Origin of the sequence: Paenibacillus sp. GCM10027630 (assembly GCF_042676305.1) — a bacterium.
GTDB lineage: Bacteria > Bacillota > Bacilli > Paenibacillales > NBRC-103111 > Paenibacillus_S.
The window spans coordinates 1-16884 of sequence record NZ_JBHTGY010000091.1 but is presented as its reverse complement, the minus strand read 5'-3'; the positions used below and the strand labels follow the sequence as shown (position 1 = coordinate 16884).

The 16884-nt window shown below is 41.6% G+C and carries 25 protein-coding genes; 23 read left to right on the top strand and 2 right to left on the bottom strand.

What is annotated here, in order from left to right; translation table 11 throughout:
* Positions 1-8 precede the first annotated feature (8 nt).
* The 20 genes from rpsE (at position 9) to ACFQ0C_RS33890 (ending at position 13044) form a co-directional block, all read left to right on the top strand.
* Positions 9-506: a 30S ribosomal protein S5 gene (gene rpsE / locus ACFQ0C_RS33985; protein ID WP_094018036.1), complete on the top strand. Its 498-nt coding sequence runs from the start codon at positions 9-11 to the stop codon at positions 504-506.
* A gap of 10 nt (positions 507-516) precedes the next feature.
* On the top strand, positions 517-705 hold the full coding sequence (gene rpmD, locus ACFQ0C_RS33980) for a 50S ribosomal protein L30 (protein WP_258217806.1): 189 nt from the start codon (positions 517-519) through the stop codon (positions 703-705).
* A gap of 39 nt (positions 706-744) precedes the next feature.
* The gene (gene rplO, locus ACFQ0C_RS33975) at positions 745-1185 is read left to right on the top strand and encodes a 50S ribosomal protein L15 (RefSeq protein WP_171651099.1); all 441 of its coding nucleotides are present in this window, start codon (positions 745-747) and stop codon (positions 1183-1185) included.
* Entirely contained in the window at positions 1185-2486 is a 1302-nt protein-coding gene (gene secY, locus ACFQ0C_RS33970; RefSeq protein WP_258217805.1) for a preprotein translocase subunit SecY, read from the top strand. The genes rplO and secY overlap by 1 nt, the downstream gene beginning before the upstream one ends.
* A gap of 84 nt (positions 2487-2570) precedes the next feature.
* Entirely contained in the window at positions 2571-3221 is a 651-nt protein-coding gene (locus tag ACFQ0C_RS33965; protein WP_258217804.1) for an adenylate kinase, read from the top strand.
* Positions 3221-3973 (top strand): type I methionyl aminopeptidase, encoded by a 753-nt coding sequence (map, locus tag ACFQ0C_RS33960; protein ID WP_258217803.1) that lies wholly within the window; start codon positions 3221-3223, stop codon positions 3971-3973. Before ACFQ0C_RS33965 ends, map begins: the two co-directional genes overlap by 1 nt.
* A gap of 8 nt (positions 3974-3981) precedes the next feature.
* Complete coding sequence (locus ACFQ0C_RS33955; protein ID WP_258217802.1) at positions 3982-4290, top strand: KOW domain-containing RNA-binding protein; 309 nt, start codon at positions 3982-3984, stop codon at positions 4288-4290.
* Between the two features lie 2 nt (positions 4291-4292).
* Positions 4293-4511, top strand: a complete 219-nt coding sequence (gene infA / locus ACFQ0C_RS33950; protein ID WP_009676800.1) for a translation initiation factor IF-1 — start codon at positions 4293-4295, stop codon at positions 4509-4511.
* Positions 4512-4604: 93 nt separating this feature from the next.
* Positions 4605-4718, top strand: coding sequence for a 50S ribosomal protein L36 (rpmJ, locus tag ACFQ0C_RS33945; RefSeq protein ID WP_003333770.1), 114 nt, complete (start codon positions 4605-4607; stop codon positions 4716-4718).
* A 16-nt stretch (positions 4719-4734) separates the two neighbouring features.
* The gene (gene rpsM / locus ACFQ0C_RS33940) at positions 4735-5103 is read left to right on the top strand and encodes a 30S ribosomal protein S13 (RefSeq protein ID WP_258217801.1); all 369 of its coding nucleotides are present in this window, start codon (positions 4735-4737) and stop codon (positions 5101-5103) included.
* 21 nt (positions 5104-5124) lie between these two features.
* Positions 5125-5520, top strand: a complete 396-nt coding sequence (rpsK, locus tag ACFQ0C_RS33935; protein ID WP_089201728.1) for a 30S ribosomal protein S11 — start codon at positions 5125-5127, stop codon at positions 5518-5520.
* 125 nt (positions 5521-5645) lie between these two features.
* Positions 5646-6590, top strand: a complete 945-nt coding sequence (locus ACFQ0C_RS33930; RefSeq protein ID WP_133236160.1) for a DNA-directed RNA polymerase subunit alpha — start codon at positions 5646-5648, stop codon at positions 6588-6590.
* Between the two features lie 33 nt (positions 6591-6623).
* Entirely contained in the window at positions 6624-6989 is a 366-nt protein-coding gene (gene rplQ, locus ACFQ0C_RS33925) for a 50S ribosomal protein L17 (protein WP_010498832.1), read from the top strand.
* A 133-nt stretch (positions 6990-7122) separates the two neighbouring features.
* Entirely contained in the window at positions 7123-7881 is a 759-nt protein-coding gene (gene truA, locus ACFQ0C_RS33920; RefSeq protein ID WP_379373621.1) for a tRNA pseudouridine(38-40) synthase TruA, read from the top strand.
* Between the two features lie 225 nt (positions 7882-8106).
* Positions 8107-8544 carry a 50S ribosomal protein L13 gene (gene rplM / locus ACFQ0C_RS33915; protein ID WP_171651107.1) on the top strand — a complete coding sequence of 146 codons (438 nt, stop codon included), beginning with the start codon at positions 8107-8109 and terminating at the stop codon, positions 8542-8544.
* 20 nt (positions 8545-8564) lie between these two features.
* Entirely contained in the window at positions 8565-8957 is a 393-nt protein-coding gene (rpsI, locus tag ACFQ0C_RS33910; protein WP_171651108.1) for a 30S ribosomal protein S9, read from the top strand.
* Between the two features lie 200 nt (positions 8958-9157).
* The gene (locus ACFQ0C_RS33905) at positions 9158-9850 is read left to right on the top strand and encodes a phosphoadenylyl-sulfate reductase (protein WP_258217799.1); all 693 of its coding nucleotides are present in this window, start codon (positions 9158-9160) and stop codon (positions 9848-9850) included.
* Between the two features lie 43 nt (positions 9851-9893).
* Positions 9894-11072: a sulfate adenylyltransferase gene (gene sat, locus ACFQ0C_RS33900; protein ID WP_379373617.1), complete on the top strand. Its 1179-nt coding sequence runs from the start codon at positions 9894-9896 to the stop codon at positions 11070-11072.
* 74 nt (positions 11073-11146) lie between these two features.
* Complete coding sequence (gene cwlD / locus ACFQ0C_RS33895; protein ID WP_379373615.1) at positions 11147-11899, top strand: N-acetylmuramoyl-L-alanine amidase CwlD; 753 nt, start codon at positions 11147-11149, stop codon at positions 11897-11899.
* Positions 11900-11961: 62 nt separating this feature from the next.
* The gene (locus tag ACFQ0C_RS33890; protein WP_379373613.1) at positions 11962-13044 is read left to right on the top strand and encodes an Mrp/NBP35 family ATP-binding protein; all 1083 of its coding nucleotides are present in this window, start codon (positions 11962-11964) and stop codon (positions 13042-13044) included.
* A 61-nt stretch (positions 13045-13105) separates the two neighbouring features.
* On the opposite strand, the gene gerD is transcribed toward ACFQ0C_RS33890, so the two are convergent.
* Entirely contained in the window at positions 13106-13792 is a 687-nt protein-coding gene (gene gerD / locus ACFQ0C_RS33885; protein WP_379373611.1) for a spore germination lipoprotein GerD, read from the bottom strand.
* Positions 13793-13932: 140 nt separating this feature from the next.
* Here gerD and ACFQ0C_RS33880 point away from each other — a divergent pair, with 140 nt between their 5' ends.
* A complete protein-coding gene (locus tag ACFQ0C_RS33880) occupies positions 13933-14529 on the top strand; it encodes a KinB-signaling pathway activation protein (RefSeq protein ID WP_258217794.1) in 597 nt (198 codons plus the stop codon).
* Between the two features lie 89 nt (positions 14530-14618).
* On the opposite strand, the gene pdaB is transcribed toward ACFQ0C_RS33880, so the two are convergent.
* Complete coding sequence (pdaB, locus tag ACFQ0C_RS33875) at positions 14619-15404, bottom strand: polysaccharide deacetylase family sporulation protein PdaB (protein ID WP_258217793.1); 786 nt, start codon at positions 15402-15404, stop codon at positions 14619-14621.
* A 131-nt stretch (positions 15405-15535) separates the two neighbouring features.
* Here pdaB and ACFQ0C_RS33870 point away from each other — a divergent pair, with 131 nt between their 5' ends.
* Positions 15536-16144, top strand: a complete 609-nt coding sequence (locus tag ACFQ0C_RS33870) for a stage II sporulation protein M (protein WP_379373608.1) — start codon at positions 15536-15538, stop codon at positions 16142-16144.
* Positions 16145-16331: 187 nt separating this feature from the next.
* Positions 16332-16550, top strand: coding sequence for a hypothetical protein (locus ACFQ0C_RS33865; protein ID WP_171651121.1), 219 nt, complete (start codon positions 16332-16334; stop codon positions 16548-16550).
* Positions 16551-16884: the final 334 nt, after the last annotated feature.

Sequence of the window (16884 nt, the reverse complement as noted above, 5' to 3'; positions counted from 1 at the left end):
AAAGTCACTTGCGTATTGATCCCAATACTTTAGAGTTAACTGAAAAAGTTGTTAACATTAACCGCGTTGCTAAAGTAGTAAAAGGCGGACGTCGTTTCAGCTTCAGCGCACTTGTTGTTGTAGGCGACGGTAATGGCTGGGTAGGCGCAGGAATCGGTAAAGCTGGAGAGGTACCTGATGCAATTCGTAAAGGTATCGAAGACGCTAAGAAAAACCTGATTCATGTACCTATCGTTGGCACTACCATCCCTCACTTGGTTATCGGTAAATTTGGAGCAGGCAACGTTCTTTTGAAACCAGCTTCCAAAGGTACTGGCGTTATTGCCGGCGGCCCAGTTCGTGCAGTATTAGAACTTGCTGGCGTAGGCGACATTTTGACAAAATCCCTAGGATCTTCTAACTCCATCAACATGGTTAATGCTACACTAGAAGGCTTGCAACGTCTAAAGCGTGCTGAAGAAGTTGCAAAGCTGCGTGGCAAAACTGTTGAAGAACTGTTAGGTTAGGAGGGATACCATGGCTAAACAATTGCAAATTACCCTCAAACGCAGCCTTATCGGTCGTCCAGAAGTACAACGTCGTACTGTAACTTCTCTTGGATTGCGTAAAATTAACCAAATCGTAACACAACAAGACAATGCAGCGATTCGCGGTATGGTTAATCAAGTAAGTCATTTAGTAGAAGTTAAAGAAGTAGAAGCATAAATAAGTTTTTATCAATAAGAATTAGAGGAGGTGCAAACGATGAAATTGCATGAACTTACTCCAGCAGTTGGATCCCGTAAAGCTCGTAAACGCGTAGGACGCGGAATCGGTAGTGGTATGGGTAAAACATCAACTCGCGGTCATAAAGGGCAAAATGCTCGTTCTGGCGGTGGTGTACGTCCTGGTTTTGAGGGAGGACAAAATCCTCTATACCGTCGCTTGCCTAAGCGTGGATTCACTAATCATTTCCGTAAGGAATTTGCAATCGTGAATTTAACTGAACTTAATAAGTTTGCTGCTGGCACGGAAGTAACGCCAGAAGTACTTCAAGAGTCCGGTATCGTTAAGAATGCAAGAGACGGCATTAAAATCTTGGGTAATGGTGAGATTACTGTTCAATTGAACGTAAAAGCTAATAAGTTCTCCCAATCTGCGGTAGATAAAATTCAGGCTGCCGGCGGTAAAACCGAGGTGATTTAATGTTTCGTACCATATCCAATATTATGAAAGTGGACGATCTCAGGAAAAGAATCCTCTTTACCTTGTTGGTATTAATCGTCTACAGAATTGGTGCTTTCATTCCAGTACCTAACATTAACACAGCTATTCTTAAAGCTCAGGACCATGCCAATTCCAGTGATGTATTTGGCTTGTTGAACACCTTCTCCGGTGGTGCATTGTTTCAATTCTCCATCTTCGCGATGGGGATTATGCCTTATATTACAGCTTCGATTATAGTTCAGCTATTATCGATGGATGTAATACCAAGGTTTGCTCAATGGGCCAAAGAAGGAGAAGTTGGCAGGAAGAAATTAGCACAAATTACTCGGTATGGTACAATTGTGTTAGGTATTATCCAAGCGTTTGGTTTGGCGATCGGCTTTAATCAGATCTACGCTGGATTGGTTGTGAGTCCCAACTTCACAACATATGCCTTAATTGCAATTGTTCTTACTGCTGGTACTGCTTTTCTGATGTGGTTAGGGGAACAAATCACTGAAAATGGTATTGGAAATGGTATTTCCATTATCATCTTCGCAGGGATTGTGGCTGCAATTCCAACTGGAATTTCGCAGATCTACAAAACACAGTTTGCTGAAGCTGGAGATGCGCTTTTCTTGAATATTATTAAAATGGTGATTATTGCAGTAGTAATTATTGCAATTATTGCTGGTGTAATCTTTATTCAACAAGGAGTACGTAAAATTCCGGTTCAGTATGCAAAACGTGTGGTTGGCCGTAAGATGTATGGTGGTCAATCTACACACATTCCGTTAAAGGTAAATGCTGCAGGCGTAATTCCAGTAATCTTTGCTCTATCGTTACTCGTATTTCCTCCTACCATAGCTAATTTTTGGAGAGGTAATGTCGTAGCGGACTGGATTATTACTAACCTCAACTATACACATCCACTCGGGATGACTTTGTATGTGCTGTTAATCATTGGTTTTACCTTCTTCTACACGTTTGTTCAAATTAACCCTGAGCAAATGGCTGATCAAATGAAGAAAAACGGCGGTTATATTCCAGGGATTCGTCCTGGTAAAACAACTGCTGTGTACTTAACAAGAGTAATGACACGCATTACTTTGTCCGGTGCTATTTTTCTTTCTCTGATCTCCATCCTGCCTATGATATTAGGGAAATTAGCCAGCTTGCCGGCTTCGGTAAGCATCGGTGGTACTTCCCTGCTGATCGTTATTGGTGTTGGTTTGGAAACGATGAAGCAAATCGAGAGCCAATTGATCAAACGTCACTACAAAGGCTTCATTAATAAATAGCGAATAGGTTCTGGTAGTGATTTATCAACTATCGGCACCTATTGTGCTGTTAGCATCACTTGATGTGATGGGGAGGAAGTCATTATGAACGTAATCTTTATGGGGCCTCCTGGTGCAGGTAAAGGTACACAGGCGGAAAGTATCGTCAATGAATTTCAAATCCCGCATATTTCTACGGGTGATGCGTTTCGTTTGGCAATGAAACAGGGAACGCCACTAGGACTTGAAGCAAAGAAGTATGTGGATCAAGGTTTACTGGTACCAGACGAAATTACCATAGGTATTGTTAAAGAAAGACTTCAACAGTCTGACTGTGCTCCTGGTTTCCTGCTTGACGGGTTTCCAAGAACGATTTCTCAAGCAGAAGCGCTTGATGAAATATTACATGCTATGGGTAAAAGCATAAATCATGTGATTAACCTGAGTGTTGATCGCAATCTATTATTAGCTCGATTGACTGGAAGAAGGATCTGTAGAGCATGTGGAGCTACGTATCATATCTTGTTTAACCCCCCTGCAACTGAAAATGTATGTGATAAGTGTTCAGGTGAACTGTATCAAAGATCGGATGATACCGAAGAAAAAGTAGGTACTCGTCTTGATGAGTACATGAACAAGACGGCACCTTTGCTGTCGTATTATCGTGACAAAGGAAACTTGCGTGAGGTTAACGGTGAGCAAGAAATAAATACGGTTACTGCACAAATCAGTTCACTATTGCGAGGGCAAGCGTAATGATCATTTGTAAATCAGCAGCTGAATTGGATTTAATGAGGGAAGCCGGACGCATAGTAGCCGAAACGCATCGCTTATTACAGAAATCGATTCGGCCCGATATTACAACCAAAGAGTTGGATCAAATCGCAGAAGATTTTATTCGCAGTCAGGGTGCAACCCCATCTTTTAAAGGCTATAACGGTTTTTCTGGCAGCATCTGTGCTTCAGTTAATGATGAATTGGTTCACGGCATCCCCAGTGGACGTAAGCTTAAAGATGGTGACATCATCAGTCTTGATATCGGTGCTAAGTACAAAGGATATCATGGAGATTCTGCTTGGACGTATGGTGTAGGTGAAATTTCGGAAACGGCTAAGAAGTTATTAGAGGTAACTGAAAAAAGCTTGTACGATGGTCTGGCAGAAGCTAAACCGGATGCACGATTATTCACTATCTCTCATGCGATTCAAAAATGCGTTGAGGATGAAGGTTTTTCAATTGTTCGAGAATATGTAGGGCATGGAATTGGCTCTGAGCTTCATGAGGAGCCACAAATTCCGAATTACGGTTTACCAGGACGAGGACCTCGTCTGAAACCTGGTATGGTATTAGCAATTGAACCCATGGTCAACGTCGGTGAAAGATTCGTTAAAACACTGGCGGACAATTGGACGGTTGTTACAGTGGATGGCACACTGTGCGCACATTTTGAGCATACCATCGCTATTACTCCAGAAGGGTATGAAATACTCACTAAGTCTGGATCGTAGGTGATAAAGTGAATTCGGTTAACATACCTCAGCTCGGACAAATTGTTAGGATTGTTCGTGGTAAAGATTCCGGGAAGTACGCTGTTATAATCAGCGTCGAAGACCAACGTTTCGTATGGATTGCAGACGGCGACAAACGGAAATTTGACCATCCTAAGAAGAAAAATTTGAGTCATCTCGAGCTGCTGCAAATGGTTAGCAGTGAAGTAGTGGATAGCTTGTTCGAAAGCGGTCGCGTAACTAACGGTAAACTGAGGTTCGCACTCTTTAAGTATGTGGATCAAATGGAATCAGAAGCACAAGAGAAAGGAGAATGACTGTGGCCAAAGAAGATGTAATTGAAGTTGAAGGTACAGTGATTGAACCTCTTCCTAATGCAATGTTTAAGGTTGAATTGGAGAACGGTCATAAGATACTTGCTCATGTATCCGGAAAAATCAGAATGCATTTTATTCGGATCTTGCCTGGTGACAAAGTGACGGTGGAACTTTCGCCTTATGATTTGACCAGAGGCCGTATAACCTATCGTTTTAAATAAATCGGTATTTTTGTTCGAAACCAACTTGCTAAGCAAGCTCTGTAATCCTTACGAAGTAAGTTTTCTTCCGAAAACTCACAGGAGGTAATCAAAATGAAAGTTAGACCATCGGTCAAACCCATTTGCGAGAAATGCAAAGTCATTCGCCGCAAAGGTAACGTAATGGTAATTTGCGAAAACCCTAAGCATAAACAAAAACAAGGTTAAGGAGGTGCTCGTATAAATGGCACGTATTGCTGGTGTAGACTTACCTCGTGATAAGCGCGTTGTAATCGCGTTGACTTACATTTTTGGTATCGGTACAACTACTTCCCAAAAAATTCTGGCTAACACTGGTGTTAGTTCATCTACTCGCGTTCGCGATTTGACGGAAGACGAAGTAAGCAAACTTCGTGACGCAATTGATAAAACGGTTAAGGTTGAAGGTGATCTTCGTCGTGAAATCGCATTGAACATTAAACGTTTGATCGAAATCGGATGCTATCGTGGTGTTCGTCACCGCCGCGGCTTACCTGTTCGTGGTCAACGTACAAAAACTAATGCTCGTACACGTAAAGGTCCTCGTCGTACAGTAGCTAATAAGAAAAAATAGTAAAGGAGGTTAACACTTAAAATGGCTAAACCTAAAAAAGTTGTTCGTACCAAACGCCGTGATCGGAAAAATATTGATACTGGAGTGGCTCATATCCGCTCTACGTTTAACAACACGATTGTAACTATCACAGATCCTCATGGTAATGCAATCTCATGGGCTAGTGCAGGAAACCTGGGCTTTAAGGGCTCTCGTAAAAGCACTCCTTTTGCTGCTCAAATGGCAGCTGAGTCTGCAGCGAAAGCAGCTATGGAGCATGGCATGAAGGTAGTAGAAGTTATGGTTAAAGGCCCTGGTGCAGGTCGTGAAGCGGCTATCCGCTCTCTGCAAGCAGCAGGTTTGGAAGTAAACCTGATTAAAGACGTGACTCCTGTTCCACATAACGGTTGCCGTCCTCCAAAACGTCGTCGTGTCTAATTCAGGATTGCGAATAGTGGTATAATTATCCAATATTGGTGAATACTATTTGGATAGATATACTGCACGTTTTATGCGTCTTAAGTTATCCAGAGGGAAACCGACGTTTTGAAGGAGGGTTATAAGTGATCGAGATCGAAAAGCCGAAAATAGAAACCGTATCATTGAGTGAAGATGGGTCATATGGCAAATTTGTTGTTGAACCATTGGAAAGAGGCTATGGAACTACACTTGGGAACTCGCTTCGCAGAATCTTGCTGTCCTCTTTACCGGGGGCTGCTGTAACCTCCGTTCAGATCGATGGAGTTTTGCACGAGTTCTCAACTGTTCCAGGCGTTATGGAAGATGTTACGGAGATTATCCTTAACCTTAAAGGGCTATCGTTAAAGATTCACTCCGACGAAGAGAAAGTGTTGGAGATCGATGCTGAAGGTGAGGGTGCTGTTGTAGCTGGCGACATTCGCGGTGATAGCGATGTAGAAATCCTTAATCCGGATTTGCATATCGCTACATTATCCTCTGACGCGCGTCTTCACATGCGTATTCATGCTAATCGTGGTCGCGGATACGTACAAGCTGACAAAAACAAAAAAGAAGAGCAATTAATCGGAGTTATTCCGATTGATTCGATCTACACTCCGATTACTCGCGTCAACTACAGCGTTGAAAACACTCGCGTCGGTCAAGTAACTAACTATGACAAACTAACCCTCGAAGTCTGGACCGATGGAAGTATTCGACCTGAAGAAGCTGTAAGCTTGGGCGCCAAGATTTTAACGGAGCATCTGATGTTGTTTGTTGGTTTAACTGATGAAGCCAAAGACGCTGAAATTATGGTGGAGAAAGAAGAAGACAAGAAAGAAAAAGTGCTTGAGATGACTATCGAAGAGCTTGATCTTTCTGTCCGTTCTTACAACTGCCTGAAGCGCGCTGGCATCAACACTGTACAGGAACTGATTACGAAAACGGAAGAAGACATGATGAAGGTTCGTAATCTTGGACGTAAATCTCTAGAAGAGGTACAAGAAAAGCTGGAAGAGCTTGGTCTTGGCCTTAGAATGGAAGATTAATCGTCTCTAATTAAGCAGAAGGAGGTTGCACAAATGGCATACCAAAAATTAGGTCGTGATTCCAGTGCGCGTAAAGCTTTATTTCGCGACTTGGTAACTGACTTGTTTATACACGAACGCATCCAAACGACTGAAGCTAAGGCGAAGGAATTGCGCTCCATAGCAGAAAAATTAATCACACTGGCAAAACGTGGAGATCTTCACGCTCGCCGTCAAGTTGCTTCCTTTGTTCGTCGTGAAGCAGCAAACGAGAATCAAGATGCAATCCAAAAATTGTTCTCTGATCTAGCTCCTCGTTACGCAGAACGTCAAGGTGGTTACACTCGAATCTTGAAGCTTGGACCTCGTCGCGGCGATGCAGCGCCTATGGTATATTTAGAGCTTGTAGATCGTGCATAAAAGGGTAGGAAGGGTGGACGGGATCATCTTGATTCTGATGAAACCCTTTTTTTTGTAGCCTGAGGTTGTCAACTGATACTTCTTTGTTGGTTTATCAGCTGCAACAAGTGTGATGGAATTACGGAGGTAGACCGTGAGAAACATTTGCATGACTGTCAGTTATGACGGAACAGCATACTGCGGTTTTCAAACCCAACCTAATCAGAATACTATTCAGGACGTTTTGGAGCGAGCTCTTCTGTCATTGACTGGGGAAACGATAAAAATAACATCGTCAGGCCGGACTGATGCAGGAGTACATGCACGCTGTCAAGTCATCAACTACTTAACGGCTTCAAAAATACCGGTAGAGCGATGGTGTATGGCTTTGAATACACTATTGCCTGCAGATATTTTAGTAAGTGGAGCAAAGCTTGTAGATGATAACTTCCATTCAAGAAGAGCGGCTGTTCAAAAAACGTACAGGTATACGATTCGTTGCGGAAAACATCCCGATTTATTTAAAAGGCACTTGGAGTTTTATCATCCTACACCTCTTAATACAGAAGAGATGAGAGCAGGGCTCGAATACCTTAAAGGTGAGCATGACTTCACATCCTTCTGTTCCGTTCGCTCTACGAAGTTATCTAATATTCGTACTGTTTATGAAGCAAGAATGGAATGTGAGCAGCTCGACCCCCTATTACAATCCTATGCTATTCATATATATTTGACCGGTAACGGTTTTTTATACAACATGGTAAGGATCATTGCGGGAACCTTAATTCAAGTCGGAGAAGGCAAACGTTCCAGCGAGGAAGTCAAGGACATACTGGATGCACGTAATCGCGCCAGTGCCGGTCCGACAGCAATGTCGCATGGATTAACGCTGTGGGAAGTATTATATAAATAGGCTGGAATAACGTCTTGATTTGTTCCTTCAGATGTAGTACAATATCAATTGGCGTTTCTTGATCGGCTATCCCACGGCCCCGGATCAAGGCAGGGTCAAAACCTATTTAAATAATTATGAACGATACAAATAGATATAAGATGATGAAATGACTAGTTGTCCATCACAACTGTGTTGTTTTATTGTATGAGCACTGAAATGCAAAATGTTTAGGAGGAACTATTGATGCGTACCACATATATGGCTAAGCCTAATGAAGTAGAACGCAAATGGCACATTATCGACGCGACTGACAAAACTCTAGGTCGTCTTGCAAGCGAAGCAGCAAGCCTGATTCGCGGCAAACACAAACCTGAATTCACACCTCATGTTGACACAGGAGACTTTGTTATTGTCATTAATGCAGAGAAAATCCATTTGACGGGTAAAAAATTGCAAAACAAAATGTACTACCGTCACTCTATGTACACTGGTGGTTTGAAAGTAACTTCAGCACAAGATATGATTAACAATAAGCCTGAGCGTGTAATCGAACTTGCGATTCACGGTATGCTTCCTAAAAATCGTCTTGGCGACAGCATGAAAACAAAATTAAAAGTATACGCGGGATCGGAACATCCACACCAAGCTCAACAGCCTGTTGTGTATGAACTTCGCGGATAATATAAAGGGAGGACTGTCTTGTGGCACAAGTTCAATATTATGGAACAGGCCGTCGTAAGCATTCGGTAGCACGTGTACGTTTGGTACCAGGCGAAGGCCGTATTGTAATCAACAAACGCGAGCTAGATGAATACTTCGGTTTGGAAACATTGAAACTGATCGTAAAACAACCTTTAAACCTAACTGAAACATTAGGTCAATACGATGTATTGGTTATTGCTAACGGTGGAGGAATCTCTGGACAAGCAGGAGCCATCCGTCACGGCATTTCCCGTGCACTTCTGAAAGCTGATCCTGAATTCCGTGGATCCTTGAAGAAAGCAGGATTCTTGACTCGTGATCCTCGTATGAAGGAACGTAAGAAGTACGGTTTGAAAGCAGCACGTCGTGCTCCTCAGTTCTCGAAACGTTAATACTTACTATAAAAACCTTTCCGCTATTATGGTGGAAAGGTTTTTTGTTTTTCATAACACCTTTAGGCAAAAGCCCGAATATAATAATAATTAGCCCGAGAAAAATTTAATTTGACAAAAAGTCTTCGAAAGCTATAATGAATTATATATAATAAAACACATTAATATACTCGGAATTAAAAAGTGCAGGAGGAGAAAGTATGAACCTATTTGAAAAGGAAAAAATGATTCAAGAAGCCGCGGAAACTTTTGAAAATCAATCGCCAGAATCGCTTATAGCATGGGCGGTAGAAAAATTCCCTAACCTTACATTAGCCTGTAGCTTCGGCGCTGAAGATGTTGTTTTAGTGGATATGATTCAGAAAATAAGTCCTAAAAGCGATATCTTTTATCTGGATACTAATGTGCATTTTCAAGAAACCTTGGATACACGTGATCGCCTAGAACAGCATTATGGATTAGAATTTGTTCAGGTATTACCTAAGCTAACTTTGGATGAGCAAGCATCTCAGTTTGGAGAAGAATTATGGAAAAGCAATGCGAATCAATGCTGTAATATCCGTAAAGTCGACCCTTTGACTGATATTTTGAAAAATTATGACGCTTGGATTACAGGAATTCGCCGCGATCAAGCACCTACTCGTGCTAATGCGAAAAAAGTTGAATATGATGTAAAGTTCGGTTTAGTTAAATTTAATCCATTGGCAAGCTGGACTTCAGAAGATGTTTGGAATTATATTCGTAATAATAATGTTATATACAACCCGCTGCATGACAACCATTACCCAAGCATCGGCTGTTCTCATTGCACGCGTCAAGTTATGCCTGGAGAAGATCCACGTGCAGGACGCTGGGCAGGGAATGAAAAGACAGAATGCGGACTTCATAAATAATAGAGGTAGTTCAATTATTCTCGAAAGAGGGGGCTATTTCTCCATGACTGTAGAAACCATTCAACCTCACGGTGGCGTATTAATTAATCGCGTAGTTCAAGGAAAGCAAAGAGATAATTTGTTAGAGCTGGCAAAAGGATTATTTCAATTAAAAATCAACTCTTGGACCATCTCAGATCTTGATTTAATTGGCGTCGGTGCATTTTCACCTCTAACGGGCTTCCTGATCGAACAAGATTATACATCAATAGTAAATAATATGCGCCTGGCTGATGGTACCGTATGGAGTATTCCGATTACACTAGCTGTGGAAGAGGATGTAGCTGAATCATTGAAAATTGGGGAGCAAGTGGCGCTTGTCGGTGAGCACGACGGCGTTGTGTACGGGATATTGGATGTTCAAAGTATTTATAAGGTTGATCATAAGGACGAGGCAGTAAAAGTTTTTAAAACAGATGATATTGAGCACCCTGGTGTTCAGAAGCTTTTTTCCCGACCTAATATTAATATTGGGGGACCCATTGAAGTATTGAATCGTCCTAAGCCTAAGAAGTTTGAACAATTTTACTTTGATCCATCTGAAACACGTCGTCTTTTTGTGGAAAATGGTTGGAAGACAGTCGTGGGCTTTCAAACGCGTAATCCGGTTCACCGGGCTCATGAGTATATTCAGAAGAGCGCAATGGAAATCGTGGATGCTTTATTCTTAAACCCATTGGTGGGTGAAACCAAATCGGATGATATTTCTGCAGATGTACGCATGCGCAGTTACTTGGTATTGTTGGAGAACTACTATCCGAAGGACCGTGCCTTCTTGGGTGTGTTCCCCGCGGCTATGCGTTACGCAGGCCCTCGTGAAGCGATATTCCATGCGTTGGTACGTAAAAACTATGGCTGCACGCATTTCATTGTTGGCCGTGATCATGCAGGTGTAGGCGATTATTATGGTACTTATGAAGCCCAAGAAATTTTCAAAAACTTTACTCAAGAAGAGCTAGGTATTACACCTCTGTTCTTTGAGCACAGCTTCTTCTGCACGAAATGCGGCAACATGGCTTCTAGCAAAACATGTCCGCATGATAAAGCGGATCACATGCATTTGTCTGGAACTAAAGTACGTGCATTGCTCCGTGACGGTCAATGTCCGCCTCCGGAATTTACTCGTCCCGAAGTGGCGAAGGTGCTAATTGAAGGCATGAAAGAACCGGAATACCAGGTGTAGGACGAAGGTATATTTGTCCACCTCATCCCATATAGATGTTAATGAGTCTATGGGGATGCGAGGTGGATTTTTTTATGTTTAAAAGAAGAAAGAGGGTCGTTGTTTGGCTTACGATGTCTGGCGGCCTTAAATTGGTCATGACGGCTTTACTTGTAGGACTAATGTTATTTATGTTTACCTATGAGCTTCCTGCTACAAGCACATGGACAAACTGGACTATGCCCTTATCAGGGAAAAAAATCGCACTGGACCCAGGCCATGGAGGGCCTGATGGAGGTGCTGAAAGCAAGAATGGAATTATTGAGAAAGATATCAACTTGGCGATTACTTTGCATCTTCGCGATTATTTGCAGGAAGCCGGCGCTTTGGTTGTTATGACTCGGGAAGAAGATAAAGATTTGGCACAACCGTCTACAAAAGGGTACAGCAAAAGAAAAACGGAGGATCTGGTAAATAGAGCACAATTTATTATACAGCAGAAATCCGACATGTTTGTGAGCATTCACCTGAATGCTATTCCATCCGTTAAATGGAGCGGAGCACAAACCTTTTACTACCCTACACATAAGCAAAGTGGAGTATTAGCGGCATTAATTCAAGATGAAGTGAAGAAAAATTTGAAAAATACAGATCGAGTCGCAAAAACGGTGGAAAATGTATTTTTGCTTAAATCATTGCAGATCCCAAGTGCTTTGGTGGAAGTTGGATTTCTATCCAATCCGGCAGAAGCCAATTTATTAAATACGCCAGCCTACCAGAAAAAAATAGCTGCATCCATTTATCAAGGGATATTGAGGTACTATGCCGGGGAAAAAGTGGGTTCCTAAAGAAATTGTGATATAATAAAGGGTAGTAGAAGAAGAGATAATCTATTAGTTGAGGTGAAGATGTGCTAACGAAAGAAGATTTATTGAATGCAATACGTCATCTGCGTGACCCTGAGTTTCAACTGGACCTGGCAGAGCTGCAGTTTGTCCGGGATATTATGATCAAGGAAGAGCATGTTTCCGCAACCGTATTATTGTCCATGGATAATGAAGCACACAGAAATTTACTGCAAGAACAAATAACGAGTGCATTCCAAAAGGCAGGAGCGAAAGAAGTTCATTTACGCTTCCGTGTGTTATCCGATTTCGATAGAAATGAAGCTAAGCTTAAACAACAACAGGCGCAAGCGGAAGTACATAACGTTAAAGCTGAAATTAGAAATATATTAGATCCTTCAGCAGGAGTCCATTTTATTGCTATTGCGAGTGGTAAGGGTGGAGTAGGTAAATCAACGGTTACGGTAAATTTGGCGGTTGCATTAGCTAGAATGGGCAAAAAAGTTGGGCTAGTGGACGCTGATATTTACGGTTTTAGTGTTCCGGATATGATGGGAATTGATCAAAAGCCTGAGCTCGTAGATAACAAAATTATACCTATAGAACGTTTCGGCGTTAAGGTAATCTCGATGGGTTTCTTCGTTGAGGAAAACACACCTGTAATCTGGCGGGGACCTATGCTTGGAAAAATGCTGCGCAATTTCTTCCAGGAAGTGAGCTGGGGGGATGTTGAGTATGTACTGCTTGATCTGCCTCCAGGTACAGGAGATGTTGCGTTGGATGTTCATCAGATGATACCTCAGAGCAAGGAAATTATAGTTACTACTCCACATGCAACAGCTGCTTTCGTAGCGGCTAGAGCAGGCGCTATGGCGATACATACAGAGCATGAGATGCTGGGTATCGTTGAGAATATGGCCTATTACCAGTGCGGAAAGTGCGGGGAGAAGGAATATATATTTGGCAGAGGCGGAGGCGCTAAGCTGGCCGAAGAGCTGCATACCGAATTAGTGGCTCAAATACCACTAGGTGCACCGGATAACCATATTTCTGAAGCGGAGTATTCGCCGTCTGTGTATAAGGCAGAGTCAGAAACGGGACAAATTTATTTAGAGCTGGCCCGGCATGTTGTCGGAAAATTGACATAAAATGAAGGACTGGCTTAGGTGCCAGTCCTTTTTCTTGATGTAGGGCTGCAGCGAATTTAAATTACTGGCCTTGTTTTTTCTCGCCGCCGCTTTCGCTTTTTCCACCGCTTTTGCTGTCTCCGCCCCCGCCGCCTCCACCACTACCACCTTGACCTTGAGCCTTCGGTTGTGATTCCTCTTCAAGGACCTTTTTCATAATATTCATTAACTCTAATCGAAACAGAGGGCTTTGCATGGATTCCTGCATGACTGTCTTCGTTTGCTGACGATACTGCGGACTTTTCATGGTATCCAGAAGCATTTTCTCGAAATCAGGATTTTTCAAGGTGCTGATCATAGTTGTCTGATATTCGGGATCTTTCATAAGATCCTTTTGAAGCTGCTTCATATCCTTCTGAATAGCTTTGGCAAACTGGCCGGCAAACTTCGGATCGGTTATTACGTTCTGCAGAAATTTGTTGTTTGATGTATCGGTCAGAACATCCTTAACAGCTAATTGAATATGCTGGGAGTCTCCCGTTGATAGCAGCTTTATTTGGCCCTCACTGCTTGATGCGGCTTTCGTTTGTGCAGCGATGATCGCCTTTTGACCATCTTCAGTTTTAAGAATATCCAACACCATTGTTTTTGTATCTTTATAGCCGCCGTTCTGTGAGGATTGCGAGGATTTTGATTCAGAACCACAAGAAGTCAGAACTAAAACGAACAGTATCAACGGAACCTTTTGCCACCACTTATTAAGGATCATGGTCATAAGCTCCTTTCTTTAAAATGATGATCTTATTATTCGCCAAAGTGCCTTATTTTCACTCTATAGCTCATTGGCTTTTTATTGTGAACGTTGGTACAATTAACTTCTGAACATAGTCTGTTTTGGGGGTATAAGTAGTGACTTTAAGAAAATGGTTTTATTTATTTTGGACAACGTTATTCATTGGTGCCGGTGCGGCTCTGGTGATCGGACTGATTTTACAAACTACGGATCAACAATTTACTCTTCTGGGCGGTAAGGAAATCGGATTTAATGCCGTTACTATGCTGTTAGGTGGAGCGATGATAAGTGTTTTGAGTCAAATGGGCTTTTTCGCTTATCTAATTATTAGGTTTTTAGCTATTGGCTTTGTTCGCAATAAATGGATTTGGGATACTTTGCAAATTATTCTAATCGTTATAACGATGTTTGACTTGATTTATTTTCGCCACATGGGGACGGAAGGCAACTGGCTTTCGTACATGATCTTACCTATATCCATGCTTGTTATTGCTGTTGGGACTGCATTATGGAAGGTGAAATTAACGAATCGCAACGGATTTATTCCTACCTTATTCTTTATGACGGCTGTAACGGCCATTGAAGCAGTGCCTGCGTTAAGATTAAACAGCTTTGCCTCCACTTTGTTTATGATGGTTCCTTTGATGGCAAGCAATGCATGGCAAATTTTGATTTTGTCAAAGGTGCTGGGCGCAAAAAAAGAGCCGCTATAACGGCTCTTTTTTTTGTAATATCAAACTTTATAAGTTTTCATCGGATTTGAAGAAGTCTGATATTGCAAGTCACGTGACGTGGATTTGAATTATTGGAAATGTTTCATTGCTTGATCTTCGACAGGGGGCTTATTATTAACCTGTGTTTGTTTAAGCAGCTGACCCACTGTAACGAATTCATACCCTTTGGCGCGCAATTGATCAATAATGACGGGGAGAGCTTCATGCGTCTGCTTGCAGGAATCACTGGCATGCATTAATACAATATCACCAGGGTGAGCTTTGGACACAACTCGATTGATAATATTGTCCACTCCCTTGTTCATCCAATCCATTGAATCCGTATCCCACTGGATCACTGTATAATTAAGATCATTTGCTATACGCAGTACCCTTTTATCAAAATCCCCGTTAGGTAAGCGGATTAATGTTGGATTTTGCCCGGTAACTTCATTGAGGATTTTGTGAGACGTTTGAATCTGATTGCGGATTTCTTCGTCATTCAGACTGCTGTAATTAACGTGCTTATGCCCGTGATTGCCGATTTCCCAGCCGCCCTTAGCAATACGGGTTACAATGTCAGGATGACTCTTGCTCCATGGGGACGATAAGAAAAAAGTAGCGTTTTTAACCCCCTTATCCTCCAGAATTTTGAGAATGGGTTCTGTTCTAGTGTCACCCCAGCTAATATCGAAAGTGAGGGCTATGACCTTTTTTTCCGTCTGAACACTGTAAATAGCTGCCGGTTCACCTTGTGAGAACACCGTTACATTGTCTCGTTCCGAGTAAATAATACCTATAGCAAAAACCACTGCGACTGCAATAATGAGTGCTTGTTTTAATTTTCTTCCGTTCAAAACATAAAAATAATTCACAAACCTGTCCTCCTTTTTTACCCCTGCATATGTAGGCAGAGCTTGTATAAGTTGAGATTAGTAAAATGTATGCTGGGACAAGAAAGATATGCTAGTCTTATGTAGTTTCAAATCAATTTGGGAGAAGTGATATGGTGAAAAATATGATGCTTCAGTTTCGTTTAATGAAACATTATTTTATTGCGGCTGCTCTGGTATTTACTCTTGGAGTTATATTAGGGGCGGGATATTCGGATCAGTTTCAAGGATTCATTGAAAGCCAACTCAAAGGGATGGAGCAATTAACACAATCTTTAAAAGATAAACCGAATCAGCAGTGGTCATTGTTTTGGCTTATTTTTTGGAACAATACCATTAAGTCTGTTGCAATTATTGCATTGGGAGCTATATTCGGTGTTCTTCCCTTATTGTTTTTGCTGGTTAACGGATTGCTTCTGGGCTATTTAGGCTCAAACTTTGCGCAAAAGGAATCTTTGTTATATTTCATTAAAGGGATTTTGCCGCATGGGATCATTGAAATTCCAGCTATTGTATTTGCCTGTGCATTTGGGCTGCGGTTAGGTGCGTTGATGTTGAAGATGGTAATAGCCCTAATTAGTCCAGAGCGGTCCGTCAAATATAAAGAGGAACTACATGGATTTGCTAAAGCTATTCCGATGGTTGTCGTGATATTAATTGTTTCTTTAACGGCCGCAGCATTGATTGAGAGTACTTTCACCTATTGGCTCATAAAACGATAAAACGAAATAGCATAAAAAAAACCAAATATGTGCATAACAGTAAAGCATGCAAGATGCTTGGCTGGCAAAGGTATGCAAGATAAAAGCGCGCAACATCTAGATTTCGCTATAATGTGCTTTTTACTTCGCATGCTTTTTTTGTGTCTAAATAATGCCGTAAGTTAACATGAAAGGGGCTTAGAAGCCGATGCTCGGGTTCTTATTTAACGAAAGAGAATGCAGAGAGCTTGATTACGTATTGAAAAAAGAGTTGGATGAAATGTTGTTTGATCTTAATGATAAGAGAATTGATGGAGATATTAAAATTGCCATTGAGTCGCGCTATAAAGTCATTTTTCGTATGTATGCAAGGCTGGCTTCTCCTAAAGAAATATCCAAATACGCAAGGAACAGAATGTATCATTAAAAATTGTTATAATATGCTTGACTTTCATTTGTAGTCTGTGATACATTATTCCTCGCCGCTAAAACGGCAAAGCGTTCTAAAGGATCAAGCAAGTGTGAGAAAAACAAGCAGTAAAAAATAATACTTGCATTGAACCGAGTGAATGTGGTATATTAAAAAAGTCGCCGCTAAAAACAGCGACAATAAATGACAAAAGAAGATACGCAGCAAAATGTATCGCTTTGTCAACGATTGCCCTTTGAAAACTGAACAACGAGTGAGTGTTAAAATAGAGAATGCAAATTCTCGCTAGCATTACTTTTGAGCTTAAGACAAGCTTGCGTTAAACGGTCTT